A 16021-nucleotide genomic window follows, 5' to 3' on the forward strand; every position below is an offset into this window, starting at 1 on the left:
TTTCTATGAAAAAAGACCTTCCGCCAAATATTGTAGAGGATATTTACATTGCAATTGTGCTGGAAAGTGCCTCACCTGACAGCAAACAATGGAATGTTTATCTTATCAATCAGAAAGACGAACAAATAGAAAATGTATTGATAAGTAGCAAAGGTTATGGAATAAAAAATGATAAGGAGGTTAAGACTTCTGTTTTGAGGCATTTTCTTGGCAATGTACTTGCAAAGGGATTTACCGTAGTGGAAGCTATAGATGAACAGGTTTTTGGTTTGACAAACGAATATCTTTTAAGCTATTATATCGGCAAAACAATTTACGACAAAAAGTACATTTTCCTTCCCGAAAGTATAGTTGACTCCAATCTTATAAGAGTACCCATTCTTAATAAGCCTGGGATATTGATTGGAATATAGTTAAAAAAAGAGAGGAGCACTAATCTATACTCCTCTCTTTTTAATTCAATTGAATAAAATCACTGTATCTCATCATTATATACATAGCGAATTTCATCTCTTAGGTTATATTTTGAAGCCATAACTTCGCCATAGGCTCCGGCCGTACGTATAGCTATCATATCTCCCCGATGCGACACAGGTAGTTCAACTTCTTTCCCAAAGCAATCCGTGCTTTCACAAATAGGCCCCACCACGTCATAATGTACCAGCTCCTTCTCATGCATTTCAATTTCGCTTCCACTTAGGTGTTCGATTTTATGATACGCTTGATATAGAGCCGGCCGCATGAGTTCAGTCATTCCTGCGTCCAGGATAAGAAAATTTTTCTTTATACCATTTTTAACATACAATACACGGCTTATTAAACTTCCACATTGTGACACCAATGCCCTTCCAAGTTCAAAATGCACTTCTTGATCACCCTTTCTTTCCAAGAATTTATTAAATATTTCAAAATAGCGCCTGAAGTCAACTATTGGTTCTCCATCTGGATTTGTGTAGTCTACCCCCAAACCACCACCAACGTTTAGCACCTTTAAGCGATATCCACGTTCATCAAACCAATTATTGAATTCATTTACCTTCACACATAAACTTTTGAAAACATTCATGTCCACGATCTGAGATCCAACATGAAAATGAAGCCCTATTAACTCTAAAGAAGGGTATTTTTTTATCAGCTCCAAGCAATCGTTCAACTCCCAGGTTTTTATACCAAATTTATTTTCATCCAGACCTGTTGTTATATATTTATGCGTTTGAGCGTCAACATTTGGATTGATCCGCAAAGCCACTTTAGCAATCTTGTTCTTTTTTTGTGCAAGGCCGCCAATTATTTCAAGTTCTTGTACAGACTCTACATTAAAAGCAAAAATATCGTGTTCAAGTGCACTTAATATCTCCTTATCTGACTTCCCTACCCCTGCAAAAACAATCATGTTCCGGTCAAATCCTATTTCGATCGCTTTAAGAACTTCATTACCACTTACACAATCCGCTCCAATGCCTGATTGTTGAATAGTTTTTAGTACTCTATCATTAAAATTTGCCTTTAAAGCATAATGTACATGAAAACCATGTACCTGGGCCTCTTTTAGAGCTTCATTTAACGTAGCCCTGAGCAAATCTAAATCATAATAATAAAAAGGTGTTTCCTTCTGCTCGAAAGCAGCTATAATATTTTTATTGAACATTTGAAATAGTTAAAATAAGCGGTTATGCAATGAACGTAATACTTCAACCTTGTCTACAGCCTTTATTAAAAGCGAAATATTAAAATTACTTCCACCGTAAGAAATCATTCGCACAGGAATGTGTTTCACTGCATCCAGCACTCGTGATGCATAACCATGGGTATTTAAGCTAAAATCACCGACTACACAGACAATTGTTTGATCAACATCAATCTCTACCGAACCAAAATCTTTCAATTCCCGTTCAATATCACCCAAAAACCGAGTATCGTCTATTGTTACCGAAACAGCCACCTCCGATGTAGTTATCATATCAATAGGCGTTTTATAGCGTTCAAAGACCTCAAAGACTCTTCTGAGAAACCCGAATGCAAGCAACATCCGAGAAGAGTGAATGCGAATTGCTGTGATACCATCCTTTGCAGCGATCGATCTTACTTCACCTTTTGCCGCACCGTTCTCGCTGATAAGCGTGCCAGCAGCTTCTGGATCCATCGTGTTCAATAGCCGTACTGGAATATTATATCTCTGCGCAGGAAATACACTTTGCGGATGTAATATTTTAGCGCCAAAGTAGGCTAATTCGGCCGCTTCATCAAAGGTTAAATGTGCTATAGGTTTAGTTCCTTTTACAATTCGGGGATCATTATTGTGCATGCCATCAATATCTGTCCAAATCTGAACTTCCTCTGCACGTATGGCAGCACCTATCAATGAAGCAGTATAATCGCTCCCTCCTCGTCTTAAATTATCAATTTCACCGAAAGCATTCCTACAAATATATCCTTGCGTAATAAATAAATTGTTGTCCGTTGCGGTCTTTAATAATCCGGTTAAATGCTCTCCTATATAATCTATTACCGGTTCATTGTCTTCATCTATTTTCATGAAATCCAATGCAGGCAACAGCTTAGATCTTACACCAATTTCGGTAAGATAAAAATGATATAAAGTTGTTGAAAGGAGCTCCCCTTGAGCAAGAATAATTTTCTCTTCAATAGGTGTAAACAACTCTTGAGCAAATGATTGTATAAAATTGAAATGGTATTCAATTAGCTCTTTACCATTGTTTTTTCCTTCAACCGTGGCAAAAAGATCATCAATAAACGCGTCGTATTTTAAACGCAACCCCTTTATCAACGCTTCGGCCTTTTGTTTATCTCCTATAATAAAAGCTTGAGATATTTCAACTAATGCATTAGTTGTACCCGCAACTGCAGATAGAACCACGATTTGTTTTTCATCACCAGGTTGAATAATACTGAGCAAATTTTTGATACGTTCAGGATTTCCAACCGATGTTCCACCGAATTTTAAGATTTTCATTAGAATAATTTGTTTTTTAATGGCAATGAAGCTATCATGAGCAATAATCACGATATTTGCAAGCGTTTACTCATGATGGTTTCATTAGAATAATTTGTTTTTTAATGGCAATGAAGCTATCATGAGCAATAATCACGATATTTGCAGGCGTTTGCTCATGATGGTTTCATTAGAATAATTTGTTTTTTAATGGCAAGAAGATATCTTAAGTATCTTTAATCTGCCGACATTCATTTAAGCTCAAAGCTGCACTATATTACTTCTTATTTCTCTGCGTATTATACTTTATTGAAAAGTGAACCAAACATGCAAAAATAAAAAACAAAAGCCCGTATAAAAATTCATTTTACACGGGCGCCAAATATAGTTAAAAATTACTATATTGTTAATATTGTTTTGTAAACATTAAAAATAAGACACCTCAACCTGACATTATTTTAAATTATTTCACCAATACAAATATTTTTTTAACTTTTCTAACGTTTAGATAGCTTTTGATCGATAAGCGTTTGGATAATGCCGTCCACTAAACCAACTCTAGGCACTACAATTGTTTTTACGCCTCCCCACTTCATTACGTTAAGAAATATATCACAAGCGGGAATAATAACATCCGCACGATCATTATTTAGGCCCAAGACATTAATACGCTCTTTTAATGAGAAAGAATTTAAATAATCATACACCGATTTAAGTTTATTAAATGACAGTGGTTTTGTTGCCTTCTCGTCCGCTAATCTATAAAGCTTATTAATATTTCCCCCAGTTCCTATCCCTATAATCCCCTTATAATTCTTTGTATGATTTTTAACCCATTCCTTCATATCTAACCAAGTTTCATCACTATCCTGATTATCAAGTATTCTAATGGTCCCGATATTAAACGACCTAGAACCGATTAAATCACCATTATTAAATATTGATAATTCCGTACTTCCCCCACCTACATCTATATATAAATAACTTTTCTTCCGTTCAAGTTGTTGCTCAATATGACTATTGTATATTATGCTGGCCTCTCTAACACCATCTATAATTTCTAAATTCAGCCCTACTTTTTTAATCTGCCTCACTAATTCTTCCCCATTGCTTGCTTCTCGCATAGCAGAAGTAGCGCAAGCCATATATTCACTTACTTTATATACATCCATTAAGGCTTTGAAAGCTTCCATTGCTTTAATTAAATCTTCAGCTTTCCTTTTAGAAATTTTTTTATCTATAAAAGCATCATCTCCCAAACGCAAAGGCACGCGAATTAATGTGTTTTTTTTAAAAGAAACCACAGCCCCATTCTCTATAATGTCTGCAATTAGTAATCTTATAGCATTTGATCCAATGTCTATAGCGGCATATCTCATATTAACTATCCTTATGTTTTAAATAATTGTAGGTGTCCAGTTGTGCACGATAAGAATCATCGTTCTTTCTTCTTCTAACATATTTATTATCGTTTGTTGGACTTATTACTCTCGCTTTGGAGTTATCTCGTAATTGAATATTAATAATATCCCATATTTCACTTTTAAGTGCGGGATCTAATATAGGAAAGCTCACTTCTACTCTTCTATCAATATTTCGTGTCATCCAATCTGCAGATGAAAGAAATATTTTCTCCTCACCGTCATTACCAAATATCCACACCCTTGCATGCTCTAAAAAGCGATCTATAATACTAATAACTTTTATATTTTCACTGTATCCTTTAACATTAGGCACTAAACAGCACATACCACGGATAATCAATTGTATTTTTACGCCAGCGTTGCTCGCTTCATAAAGTTTAGTTATAACATCCTCGTCGGATAAGCTGTTCATTTTTAGAATCATGTAAGCATTTTTACCTGATTCAGCATATTTTATTTCCTGATTAATTAATTCATAGATAGATGCACGCATCTCTAGAGGTGAAGTAACAATAAATTTATAGTCTTTATAAAAAGTTTTTTTATCTAGGCCCCTAAATAACTGCTTTAAATCTGTCGTTATTCCCTTATGGACCGTGAAGATACTGTGGTCACAGTAAGATCCGGCACTTTTCTCATTATAGTTTCCTGTAGCGAGGTTAGCATAATAGGCTAATCGTCCACGTTCTTTTCTACTAACCAAGCAAATTTTCGAATGTACCTTATAAGCAAGCATACCGAAGTTTACATTTACTCCTCCTTCTTCTAGTTTGCTGCTCCAGAAAATATTTGCTTCTTCATCAAATCTGGCTTTAAGTTCTATTAAGCAATTGACTCTTTTGCCATTTTTTGCTGCATTTATCAATGCATTGATAATCTTGGAATTTTCAGCCAATCGATATAGCGTAATACTTATTTCGACTACTTTAGGATCTATTGCAGCCTCCCTTAGAAAATGAATAATATAATCAAACGACTGGTAAGGTAAGCTAATCAAGTAATCTCTTTTAGCGATTTGATTAAAGATACTTACACCTAAATCTAAGCCGCTAACAGTTAACGGAGTGAGTGATTGATATTCTAAAGATGCTCCTCCAACATTGGGGAATCCAATAAAGTCTTTAAAATTATGGTATCGATTTCCTGGTATTAAAACGCTATTATTAAGGCTCATACTCGACACTAAATACGTTAACATGTCAAAAGGGATTTCGCTATCGTATAAAAGTCGCATAGGTTTTCCCTTAGACCTTTTTTGTAAACTTTTACTCAAATTTTCAATAAATTTTTCACTTACATTAGTGTCTATGTCAATTTCAGCATCGCGCGTTACCTGTATCGTATAGGCTTCAATCGAATCATACTTAAAGATAAAAAACAGCTCGTCTAAACAATACCGAATAATATCGTCTAAAAGGATAACAAATTTTAAATTATTACTATCAGGTAACACTAAAAATCTGTTTAAACGTTTTGTAGGAACTTCTAATAGTGCATACCTTACCTTTTTCTTATCACTTAGTTTTATCAAAAAATAGATACGCCTGTCTTTTAACTCAGGAAACGGTTTACCGTGTACTCCGGCATCTAGCATGATTGGAACCAAATTTGGCAATACTTTATCATGAAAATATTGTCGGACAAAGTGGCCACGATTTACATTGAGTTGCTTTTCATTAATGATAAATATTTTCTGTTCAGCAAGTTCTTTAATGATTTCATGTTCATAAAGATATTCGAACCTTTTTTCGAGCTTTACAACAATATTCTTTATTTCTTGTAATACTTTTCGTGGATTAAATCCTAACAGTTCTTTTGCCTTTGTATTGACATTTGCTAGACGATTCAAGGTGGCAACTCTTACTCTATAAAATTCATCTAGATTGGAAGAAAAGATAGCCAAAAATCGAAGACGCTCCACTAAAGGCACTGACTTATCAGCGGCCTCTTGCAAAACGCGCTCATTAAAATACAACCAACTTATTTCTCTATTTATTAAAGGTGCTTTACTCTTAAAAGATGCCGACATTGATTAGAATATCTTATTTATTAAGAAACAAAGGTTGTATAAATATGTTAAGTTTTTGTTATGTAAATATTACCTTTTATCAAGAAAATATTTGTACTGGCCAAAAACTTAACATAAAAACCGGAAATAGACAATTAAGCCTTTTCGTTATTAGCAGAAGCCGTATCTTTTGTTTGAATAGGTTTTGCCGCTACAGCGGGCTTTGTGTTCGTAGTAGCTGGTTTTGTATTCGTAGTCGCAGGCTTTGCATTTGTAGCCGCTGGTTTTGCTGCTACAGCTGGTTTTGTATTCGTAGCAACTGGCTTTGTATTCGTAGCCGCAGGCTTTGCTGCCACAGCTGGTTTTGTATTCGTAGCAACTGGCTTTGTATTCGTAGCAGCTGGTTTTGCTGCCACAGCTGGTTTTGTATTCGTAGTCGCAGGCTTTGTGTTCGTAGCCGCTGGTTTTGCTGCCACAGCTGGTTTTGTGTTCGTAGTCGTTGATTTACTTGCCGGTACCGGAGTCGCTTTTTTTACACTGGCAGTAGCGGCAGTTTTCGACTGTGTAGTAGTTTTGGGTTTTGTCGTTGTTGTATTTGTCGATGATTGTGCTGCAGTTTGTGGCTTGGCAGTATTCGCTTTAACTACCGGTTTTACAATTTCCTTCTTAACCGCAGTTGTGGTTTTAGGAACCTCTACTTTTGCCTGTGCAACAGATTGTGTTTTACCGGTAATTGCAGATATGCTGGCCTTATCTTGTTGAGCCGCCGTCTTTGTTGGCTGCACTACTGCCTTGCTACTTATTGCTTTACTTTTCTTTGTATCATTAACCTTTTCTTTTTGTCCTTTTTTCTTTTTTCCCGTAGCCTTTTTATCTTCTTTACCGCCTTTTACTTTCTTTACCTTTGAAGTAAGCTCTTTCTTTACCTCCCCAATTTTATCAGCCAATTTTTCTGCTAACTTCTTACTAGCCTGTTTAATATCTTTGCTAAGTCCTTTTGTATCATGACCTAGTTCACTTATTAAATTTGTGAAACGTTCGTTTAAAGAATTAGCAACTTTTTTTTTACTAACCTTTTTAGGTTTCTTTGTGGTTTTCTTTGCCATAACTTTTTTTTTATGTATATAAAGTTAAGCAAATAAAGTACCATTATCCATTCCAATCTTCTTTTTCCAGCAATTCCATTTGCCACATAATTTGTTCGGCTGTTATAGGATATGGCTTATCTTTTCTCAATTGCTCATAAACCGCATTAAAAAGTCCTTTATAATTTCCTTTTAATGCTTCCTTATAAGAAATATGTTTTTGATTATTTTTATTTATAACGGTTAATAGTCCCTCCTCTCCTGTACGCTCTATACCAAATGCTTCGTCTGTTGGCCACATTTCGTTATTTAACTGCTCTTCTTGAATATCTGCCCTTGATTTTTGGAATGACCCTTTTGTACCATGTACTACATAGGCTGGTAAAGGCTGAGCAACCAATAAATTAGCATGAGCGAACACTGTTAAACCATTGGCATAACTTAAAACAAAGGTGAAGCAATCGTCTACCTCAGAATCTTTTCTGTGCGTAGATGTTAATTTTAAACTTTTTTCAGGCTTTCCAAATAAAGAGATTACTTGGTCTAACAAATGAGGGCCTAAATCATAAGTTAACCCACTGGCAGGCTGCTTAATTTCTTTAAACATTTTCACGCTTTTCTCCTTTCTATAGCGGTCAAAACGAACGTGAAATTCTATGATATCACCTAAACTCCCACTCTCAATGATGCGTTTAACAAGTTTAAAATCGCTGTCCCATCGCCTATTTTGGAAAACCATTACATGCTTCCCTTCTTTCTTTCCTAATTCAAACAGCTCTTTCACTTCTTCACTAGTGGCGGCACAGGGTTTTTCAATCAGCACATGTTTGCCTTTTAGCAGCGCTTTTTTTGCAAATTCATAATGTGTCTGATTTGGTGTATTTACAATGACTAATTCGATTTCCTCGTCATTTAATAGTTCGTCTACAGCATCGTAACTAATAATACTTGGATATCTTTGTTGTGCGTCTTTCTTACTCCTTTCCACTACTGCCTTTAATTTGAATCGAGTATTTGTTTCAAGAAAAGGAGCATGGAACAATCTGCCTGACATCCCATAAGATAAAATGCCGGTTACAACTGGGTATTTTGACATAATAAGATAGTTATTTATGTTTATTTGAAATAAACAATTGGCCAATTAAAATAGTTTCACTGTATAAAAACAATTGGAACCATTTAATAGAAAGAAATCTAAGAGATCCGGAAATCTCTTAGATTATTAAGTTTTATAATAGCGCTTTCGTTTCTTCTGCAGTTTTCTCTAAGGCAGGAAGAATTTCTGAAGCATAACGGTTTGTAGCAACTTTAGTATTGTGTTCTACACTTTCAAATTGATGGATAATACGTTCTTGATTATGTAGTGAATGCTTTAAAAATTCCTTTTCAAGAACGCTTGACTGTGCTGAATCTAACCCACCTTTTAATTCAAATTTAGATGCTGCTGAAAATGGAATCAATACATTGGCATTTTTTGCTAATTCATCTATCTTAGTCAAAACACCACCATATTGATTTGTTAGATTTGCCGCTAATGACTTAATACTAGCAGATCCACCTTTTTGCGAAATGATTTTCGCAAATTCAACTTCATCACTTGCCAATTGATAAACTGTTCTCAGAAACTTATATTCTTCTGAGTCGGCATGTGTACTATTCGTATAATATAATTCAGAACTCGACTTATGTTCTCCAACACTTGTGCAAGAGCTCATTGATAAAACACAAGCAAAAGTTGATAAGCTTAGTAAAGCTATTTTCTTGTTCATCTCTTAACTTAATTTATATTTTTGTAAAAGTTTTTTGTGAAGCAAACCTACCATAAAATTTCGCTAATATCAATGCCTACAATAAATAAACGATAAAAACCCAGCTATACAAGGTTTCTCCCTGCATTCACAATACCATATACTGTTCTAGTAAGCAATTTTCCGTAAATTTCATAATTGGGATCATTCTGTTTGATCTCATGCAGTCTCTTAATAGCATAATGCTGGATAATAACCAATGGCAATACAATTTTTTCCCTCGTGGCTATGGACTCTCTCTCTACCGGATATCTTTCCATTAGCGTCTGCGTGCCTGTCAATTTAAAAAAATACTTCTTTGTTACATCAAATTCTTCTTTTAACATCCGCCAAAAGGCACCAAATTTCTCGTCATCCTTTAAATAAGCTGTGATATCAAAGTTAGATTTCGACATCGACATAATACTATTATCGATAATGGTCTTGAACATTCCGGAAGTATTATACAATTCCTCCACTTCTTTCCATTTGCCTGCTTTATCCGCATTTTTTAAAGCTGTACCCACGCCGTAACATCCAGGTACACTTTGCTTTAATTGGCTCCAAGCGGTAACAAAACTAATGGCTCTCAAATCTTCCAATTTTAACTCCGAAGATGAATTTCTTTTCACTGGTCTCGAACTTATATTCAAGGACGATAAAAATTTTAAGGGACTAAGTTCTTCTAAATATTTCAGAAACAATGGATGACGTCTTAATTCCATAAATTTGTCATAACTATCCGCAGCCATCGCATCTATCAAAGATTTTTTATTCTCATTAAGCGTATCACCGGGCTTGCTTTCAATGCCAGAAGTCATTCCAGCATTTAACAGTTGTTCTATATTATAATGTGCTGTATCAAAAGACCCGTATTGGCTACTGATTGTTTGACCTTGAATAGTTAACTGAATATGATCATTTGCAATCTCTTCTCCCATAGAGGCATAAAAACGCTGCGTTTTGCCACCACCGCGTGCAGGAGGGCCTCCTCTGCCATCAAAAAATGTCAAATCGATTTCATGTTCACGTGCAATGGCAGTGAGCTCAATTTTAGCTTTATAAATAGACCAATTAGCCATCAAATAGCCACCGTCTTTTGTGCTATCAGAAAAACCGAGCATAATAATTTGTTTATTTCCCCTCCGTTTTATATGTTCTTGATAGGTGGTATTCTTGTAAAGAACGCCCATCACCTGAGCTGCACGCTTCAAGTCGTCTACCGTTTCAAATAATGGTACAAAGTCGATTGTGAGGGTGTCTTGTTTCCAGCCATTCCATAAAAATAATTCCATTAAACATAAAATATCGGACGCTTGCTGACAATTACTTATAATAAAACGATGACACGCCTTCTCCCCGCCAGCATTTTGGATCTGGTGAACATACTTAATGGTTTCCAAAGTATCTAAAATAAGGTCATCTGGCACTTCATTTACATCCAAATCAGCTTCTTTAAAGCTAATGCTATCAACTTTTCCATTTTCATCAAGGTTTTCAAATTCAATTGGAATGCCCGTTTCTTTCGGAAACTTTTCGTATAGAAATTTATATGTTTTGCGGAGAACACTACTATCTTGACGAATATCCAAACTTGAGAAATATGTCCCGAAGATTTTCACTTTTCTCAGTAGATCCTCTACAAGGTTAACAAATAGCCCGTCATGATAATCCACAAGTACCCGCTTCACCTCATTCAAATTAAAAATTATCGGATCTTTATCATTAGAAGGGTGTTCTGCAGGATTGAAACTGTTCTCATAAAATAAATCTTGAAGAGCAGCCATATATTTCTCTACCCCCTTAAAGGTAATGCGTCTTTTTATATTCCTAAAATCACGGTAATAACACCTAAATAAAACCGTTCGGAGCAGTGAAGATACTTCCTTCGTACTTTCAACAGTCACATTCGGATTTCCATCGCGATCTCCTCCGGGCCAAAATCCCAGTTCAACAATTTGTTGTTCTTTTTCAGGTAATATATCAAAATTGTTATCTACCATGTATTGTATATCGGAAACGACCGGATAAAAGACATGTTCCAAAAACCACGCTAAACTTCTTGCTTCATCTACTGGTGTAGGCTTCTCCTTTTGAAGAAAGGGAGTCTTACCTAGCTGTTGCAATAACAAGTGAATATCATTGATATCGTTGCCCTTTAGTGCTTGTGTTAAGTCGGTAATAATACCTAAAACTTCACCAGGATAAAATTGAGTTGGGTGAGCAGTCAAAACCAAACGAAGAGAAAAATCTTTTAGACGATGAATTATCTTTTCCCTCAAGGTACCATTGTTTTCTGCCCTTTTAAAAAGTTCATCTAAGGATCCTGCATCGTCGGCTTTTCCGGTTTTAGAAAAAGCGGCATCCTCCACCGCATCAAAAAGTACTACCTGACGTTCTATATACTGTATTATTCGAAACAATAAATCAAATCTATCAGCCTTGTGTATGTATTGCTCATATTGCCCAAAAAAACTCTCTATAATATTTTCTGGATCCAATTTTTCCGCTACACCCTTTTCAATATGCGTTGAAAAAAAAGGTAAAAGTGTACCGGTATGCTTCACTTGATAAAACGGTAATGTTAAAAAAAGACTATTATACAATTCAAAACGCGTAAGTACTTCGTTCTGGTAGACAGCTTCTTTTTGACTTAATTTCATAAAATATAGATAAATTTAATAAGTACAAATAACTTATTTTGAGTTGAAAATATTTTATTTTTTTCAATAAAACGGCACAAAATACAAATAATCATTAATAGCCGCTCATTTACTTTGGTATTTTTTCATAAAATATTTCAAGTTTACATCATGATTACACTGTACAATTCTCTGTGAAAAGTAAAAACGTCTTTTCAGCATAAATAAAACGCACAAGATATAACATCGCAATTAAACGTACACATTTAATTGATAAATAAGTCGGCCTAATTTTTGTATATTCGTCAATAAATTCTATATAATAGGATTGTATTCGCATCACATTATATTTACTGATTTTTTCTCATGTCCTTACTTGTTGACCTATGCAAGTGAGTACAAAAAGTTTCTAGTACTATGAGTTCAAAGAATCAATGATTTACTGATGAAACAAACACAAGAGATTAAAACATTCATATATAGTCAATACTTTGCCGATGGCTTGCGCATCGCTTTTGGTGCGCTTGTTCCTGCTGTCGCTTTTTCATACTTCGATAACATACAAACGGGTATTGTTGTTTCCTTAGGGGCCGTAATTACAAGTATTGTTGATACACCAGGACCAACTAAAGATAGAAGAAATGCGATGTGCGTGTTGGTCGGTATTATATTTTTAGTATCATTTTTAACTAAAACAATTAATCAATATGATTTCGCCATAGTTGCAATGCTTTCTATTCTGTCATTTTCAATGTGCATGATTGCCGTTTACGGAACGCGCGCTGCTTCTTTGGGTACAGCCTCTATATTAGTAATGATACTCAATATTGACGATTTAAGAATGACGGCTGATAGCTCAATAGAACATGCATTCTATGCAACATTGGGGGGTGCTTGGTATACATTGTTGAGTCTTACCTTAACACAATTTAGGCCATTCCGTTTATCGCAACAGGCACTTGCTGAATCTATACAGAATACAGCTTCCTATTTACGATTAAAAGCCAATTTTTATGACTCTAAAACTGATAGCGACAAAAATTATCAAAAACTGATAGATCAACAGGTAGTTATACATCAACATCAAGATACTGTACGTGAATTACTCTTCAAGAGTAAAGCAATAGTAAAAGACACCACCAGACTGGGCAGGCTTTTAGTGATAATATTCACAGACATGGTCGATATTTTTGAAAAAACCATGGCTACTCACTATGATTATCAGGCCATAAGGAAAAATTTTGAAAACACCAATGCGCTAAGAGCCATTAAGCTAACATTGAATAGATTAGCTAACGAAATGGATAATTTGGCTTATCACATCAACGCAAACAATCGGCCAAGGAAACTTTATGATTTTAAATCTGATCTAGAAAACATAAAAATAGCTATTGATAAAATTGAAGCTGAGGGAAAAAATGTCGTTGTATTGAGAAAAATCATGGTTAATGTACGGGATTTAACTACTAAAGTAACTAACATATATCAGTACTTTGATACACAGGGTGCTGAGTTAAAGAACAGCGACGAAACAGATCTTAATAAATTTCTTTCGCATCAATCTTTCAACCCGAAAATCTTCAAAGATAATCTTACACTCAACTCTACAACATTCAGACATGCCTTGAGGATGGTCATTGTCATGTTAATAGCTTTCATTGTTTCAAAGTTAATCCCATTCGGCAATCATAGCTACTGGATCTTAATGACTGTTTTAGTTATTTTAAAACCAGGTTGGAGTTTAACTAAACAACGAAATTACCAGCGGATGACAGGGACTGTTATAGGGGGCTTGGCTGGCGTTGGAATATTGTTGGTGGCCGATCAGGAAATAATAAGATTTTCCTTTCTTATGATTTTTATGGTGCTCGCCTATAGCTTTATTCGAATAAATTATATTCTCGGCGTAATGTTTTTAACTCCTTATCTATTAATGTTATATAGCTTTTTAGGTGTTAGCACTATTGAGATACTAAAGGAACGTGTGGTTGACACCATTATCGGAAGTTTATTAGCTTTTTCATCGAGTTATATTATTTTCCCAAGCTGGGAAAGCAAAAATGTCCAGAGCAGTATGCGCAAATTACTAATAGCTAATTATAACTATTTAGCGAAAGCATTAGCCTATATTACCGGTATAGAAGTAAGTGCAACAGACTATAAACTGGTTAGAAAAGATGTGTATGTAAATATGGCAAATATGACATCCATTTTTCAGCGCATGATTACGGAACCAAAAAGCAAACAGAAAAACGCAAAAGATTTAAACAAATTTTTAATCTACAATCATATACTTTCTTCCTACTCTGTAGCTTTAGTAAATGTCGTAACCAATGCAGATAACGAATCGCTTACAACGGAACATGTAAAACTTATAAGGAAGTCTTTGGTACAATTGGCACAAACAATAAAACAGTTTAAAGCGACAAATGAAGAAGAACCATTTACTGAGGCAGAAATAAAGACACCGGTTTTTATGAACAACTCTTCTGAAAACGAAGAAGCTAAACTTATCGCGGAACAGATATCATTTGTAAACAAGATAACGAATGATCTCAACAAAATTTGCGAAAAAATGGACCTATTGAATAATAACAACATAGAAAAGACAAACGAAAATATTCAGATGTTAGCTTAGCTCCAGTTTTCACCTATTTTTATCAAAAACGGTAGCAACTTTATCTGCTACAGTCGTAATATCCGTTTTCAACCCGACGTAAAAAGCTAAGATATTTATAGGTGTTTGTTGGATTTCCGCAAAAGAATGCATCAAAGAAGCGTCTACATATACGAAAAACCCTTTAAATTTATAATCTGCTCCTGCGCTTGCTCTTGCTCCTACCATCAACTTACTATCAAAATCATTTCTAATGACATTATTTTTTGACAAAGTAGCTCTTGGCTCAAAAAACATTCCGATAGATGGACCTATAGTTACATAGGAATTTAACTTGTGAAATTGCCTACGCGTTCCGAGCGCAATATTCACATTATAAAAGGTAGCTCTACCATTTTCAACTAAGTAAGCAGATTTTTCTGTAAGCTCTTTCTGATTATAACCAAAAGACCAAAAGTCTATTGATGGATAAAGGACATAATGACGATTTGGAAGGGAAATGTCCATCCCCCAACTACCTGCTAGCCGAGCATGTAGAATTTCTTTTGTTTTTCCCATCGGAAATCCGAATCCTAGACTTCCACTTACTATGTAAACTTTACTATTATGAATAGTATCGGTATATCGGTCTACATCATCAACTCTCCCATTTTTAGTTGATAATCTAAACTTTTGTTCTTGCGCCTCGACCGTATTAAGCAAAAAAACAAAGACGAAAAATAATGCAAGCAACTTACTCATATCAAGTTCTTCAACTTTAACATGAACAGTTAATACAACAGGATTGTTTTACTTATTGTAAATAATTTAAACTATTAGGACCTTGATTAAACAACAAATCAACAATACTTAGATTTGGGAAGAAACCATGTTTCGGTTCAAACACCTGAAAATAAGTCTTAGTCATAGATTTTTCAGGCACCTTTTTAGGGTGGATAGACGCTCTCAAATCAACAGCATTGATATACTCTTCTTTATATGAATCAGTTAACGTCACTTCTTTTCTTACTTTAAGTAATTGCAGTACTAATTGTAATAGCTCTAAATTAAAGTCAAACAAGAAATCATACTTTTTCGAGTAAAAAGGAGCAAAATAATCTTCGTAGAATTCAAAATAAGCAGATCGTCTATAAGAAGTTTGTAAACTCAACCAATGCAATCGCTGCCAATTATTTTCATAACTGATACGAACATCTTTAATTACAGTATGCACTTTAGATCCTTTAACAACAGGAATTATCAAATCCAACTTTCCATTTGGCGAATAAATAACGGCTCTGTTTCTATAGGTTTGCTTTGGGAAGTGTTCAAATTTTTCGATCATTAAATTACCGTTATTGGCAAGTATTGCTGAAACAGCATTAATAGGTGGTAAATAAAAATTTGGAAGTACTAAATCAGTGTCCATTTTCATTGCTAATAAATAAAAAAGCGAAAATACATATTACAAGACGATAAGTGGTAAATTGATTTCAAAAAGAGAAGCACCGCAACATTTTATATTG

General features: G+C 34.8%; 12 protein-coding genes. 2 read left to right on the plus strand and 10 right to left on the minus strand.

Going from position 1 to position 16021, the window contains the following annotated elements:
* The first annotated feature begins 5 nt into the window (after positions 1-5).
* Positions 6-413, plus strand: a complete 408-nt coding sequence (locus BMY50_RS10830; protein WP_093323909.1) for a hypothetical protein — start codon at positions 6-8, stop codon at positions 411-413.
* Positions 414-472: 59 nt separating this feature from the next.
* On the opposite strand, the gene lysA is transcribed toward BMY50_RS10830, so the two are convergent.
* The 8 genes from lysA to BMY50_RS10870 form a co-directional block, all read right to left on the minus strand.
* Positions 473-1648 (minus strand): diaminopimelate decarboxylase, encoded by a 1176-nt coding sequence (gene lysA / locus BMY50_RS10835; protein WP_093323911.1) that lies wholly within the window; start codon positions 1646-1648, stop codon positions 473-475.
* A 9-nt stretch (positions 1649-1657) separates the two neighbouring features.
* Positions 1658-2974 carry an aspartate kinase gene (locus tag BMY50_RS10840; protein ID WP_093323913.1) on the minus strand — a complete coding sequence of 439 codons (1317 nt, stop codon included), beginning with the start codon at positions 2972-2974 and terminating at the stop codon, positions 1658-1660.
* Positions 2975-3450: 476 nt separating this feature from the next.
* The gene (locus tag BMY50_RS10845; protein ID WP_093323915.1) at positions 3451-4332 is read right to left on the minus strand and encodes a Ppx/GppA phosphatase family protein; all 882 of its coding nucleotides are present in this window, start codon (positions 4330-4332) and stop codon (positions 3451-3453) included.
* Between the two features lies 1 nt (position 4333).
* Entirely contained in the window at positions 4334-6406 is a 2073-nt protein-coding gene (ppk1, locus tag BMY50_RS10850) for a polyphosphate kinase 1 (protein ID WP_093323917.1), read from the minus strand.
* 134 nt (positions 6407-6540) lie between these two features.
* Positions 6541-7491 (minus strand): hypothetical protein, encoded by a 951-nt coding sequence (locus BMY50_RS28600; protein WP_093323920.1) that lies wholly within the window; start codon positions 7489-7491, stop codon positions 6541-6543.
* A 43-nt stretch (positions 7492-7534) separates the two neighbouring features.
* Positions 7535-8566 carry a Gfo/Idh/MocA family oxidoreductase gene (locus tag BMY50_RS10860; protein ID WP_093323923.1) on the minus strand — a complete coding sequence of 344 codons (1032 nt, stop codon included), beginning with the start codon at positions 8564-8566 and terminating at the stop codon, positions 7535-7537.
* Positions 8567-8699: 133 nt separating this feature from the next.
* Positions 8700-9239 carry a DUF4142 domain-containing protein gene (locus BMY50_RS10865; RefSeq protein WP_093323926.1) on the minus strand — a complete coding sequence of 180 codons (540 nt, stop codon included), beginning with the start codon at positions 9237-9239 and terminating at the stop codon, positions 8700-8702.
* 104 nt (positions 9240-9343) lie between these two features.
* On the minus strand, positions 9344-11920 hold the full coding sequence (locus BMY50_RS10870; RefSeq protein ID WP_093323929.1) for a phosphoenolpyruvate carboxylase: 2577 nt from the start codon (positions 11918-11920) through the stop codon (positions 9344-9346).
* 424 nt (positions 11921-12344) lie between these two features.
* On the opposite strand from BMY50_RS10870, the gene BMY50_RS10875 reads away from it, so the two are divergent.
* Entirely contained in the window at positions 12345-14537 is a 2193-nt protein-coding gene (locus BMY50_RS10875) for an FUSC family protein (protein WP_093323932.1), read from the plus strand.
* Positions 14538-14546: 9 nt separating this feature from the next.
* On the opposite strand, the gene BMY50_RS10880 is transcribed toward BMY50_RS10875, so the two are convergent.
* Both BMY50_RS10880 and BMY50_RS10885 read right to left on the minus strand, forming a co-directional pair.
* A complete protein-coding gene (locus BMY50_RS10880; protein ID WP_093323935.1) occupies positions 14547-15257 on the minus strand; it encodes a hypothetical protein in 711 nt (236 codons plus the stop codon).
* 52 nt (positions 15258-15309) lie between these two features.
* Positions 15310-15924 carry a WbqC family protein gene (locus BMY50_RS10885; protein ID WP_093325692.1) on the minus strand — a complete coding sequence of 205 codons (615 nt, stop codon included), beginning with the start codon at positions 15922-15924 and terminating at the stop codon, positions 15310-15312.
* Positions 15925-16021: the final 97 nt, after the last annotated feature.

This window comes from Olivibacter domesticus (assembly GCF_900109575.1).
Lineage (GTDB): Bacteria > Bacteroidota > Bacteroidia > Sphingobacteriales > Sphingobacteriaceae > Olivibacter > Olivibacter domesticus.

Excerpts from the sequence above, each read along its gene's own strand:
- BMY50_RS10880 (WP_093323935.1), bottom strand. The coding sequence starts at position 15,257 with ATGAGTAAGTTGCTTGCATTATTTTTCGTCTTTGTTTTTTTGCTTAAT.
- ppk1 (WP_093323917.1), bottom strand. The coding sequence starts at position 6,406 with ATGTCGGCATCTTTTAAGAGTAAAGCACCTTTAATAAATAGAGAAATA.
- BMY50_RS10860 (WP_093323923.1), bottom strand. The coding sequence starts at position 8,566 with ATGTCAAAATACCCAGTTGTAACCGGCATTTTATCTTATGGGATGTCA.
- BMY50_RS10830 (WP_093323909.1), top strand. The coding sequence starts at position 6 with ATGAAAAAAGACCTTCCGCCAAATATTGTAGAGGATATTTACATTGCA.
- BMY50_RS10845 (WP_093323915.1), bottom strand. The coding sequence starts at position 4,332 with ATGAGATATGCCGCTATAGACATTGGATCAAATGCTATAAGATTACTA.
- BMY50_RS10885 (WP_093325692.1), bottom strand. The coding sequence starts at position 15,924 with ATGGACACTGATTTAGTACTTCCAAATTTTTATTTACCACCTATTAAT.
- lysA (WP_093323911.1), bottom strand. The coding sequence starts at position 1,648 with ATGTTCAATAAAAATATTATAGCTGCTTTCGAGCAGAAGGAAACACCT.
- BMY50_RS10840 (WP_093323913.1), bottom strand. The coding sequence starts at position 2,974 with ATGAAAATCTTAAAATTCGGTGGAACATCGGTTGGAAATCCTGAACGT.
- BMY50_RS10865 (WP_093323926.1), bottom strand. The coding sequence starts at position 9,239 with ATGAACAAGAAAATAGCTTTACTAAGCTTATCAACTTTTGCTTGTGTT.
- BMY50_RS28600 (WP_093323920.1), bottom strand. The coding sequence starts at position 7,491 with ATGGCAAAGAAAACCACAAAGAAACCTAAAAAGGTTAGTAAAAAAAAA.
- BMY50_RS10875 (WP_093323932.1), top strand. The coding sequence starts at position 12,345 with ATGAAACAAACACAAGAGATTAAAACATTCATATATAGTCAATACTTT.
- BMY50_RS10870 (WP_093323929.1), bottom strand. The coding sequence starts at position 11,920 with ATGAAATTAAGTCAAAAAGAAGCTGTCTACCAGAACGAAGTACTTACG.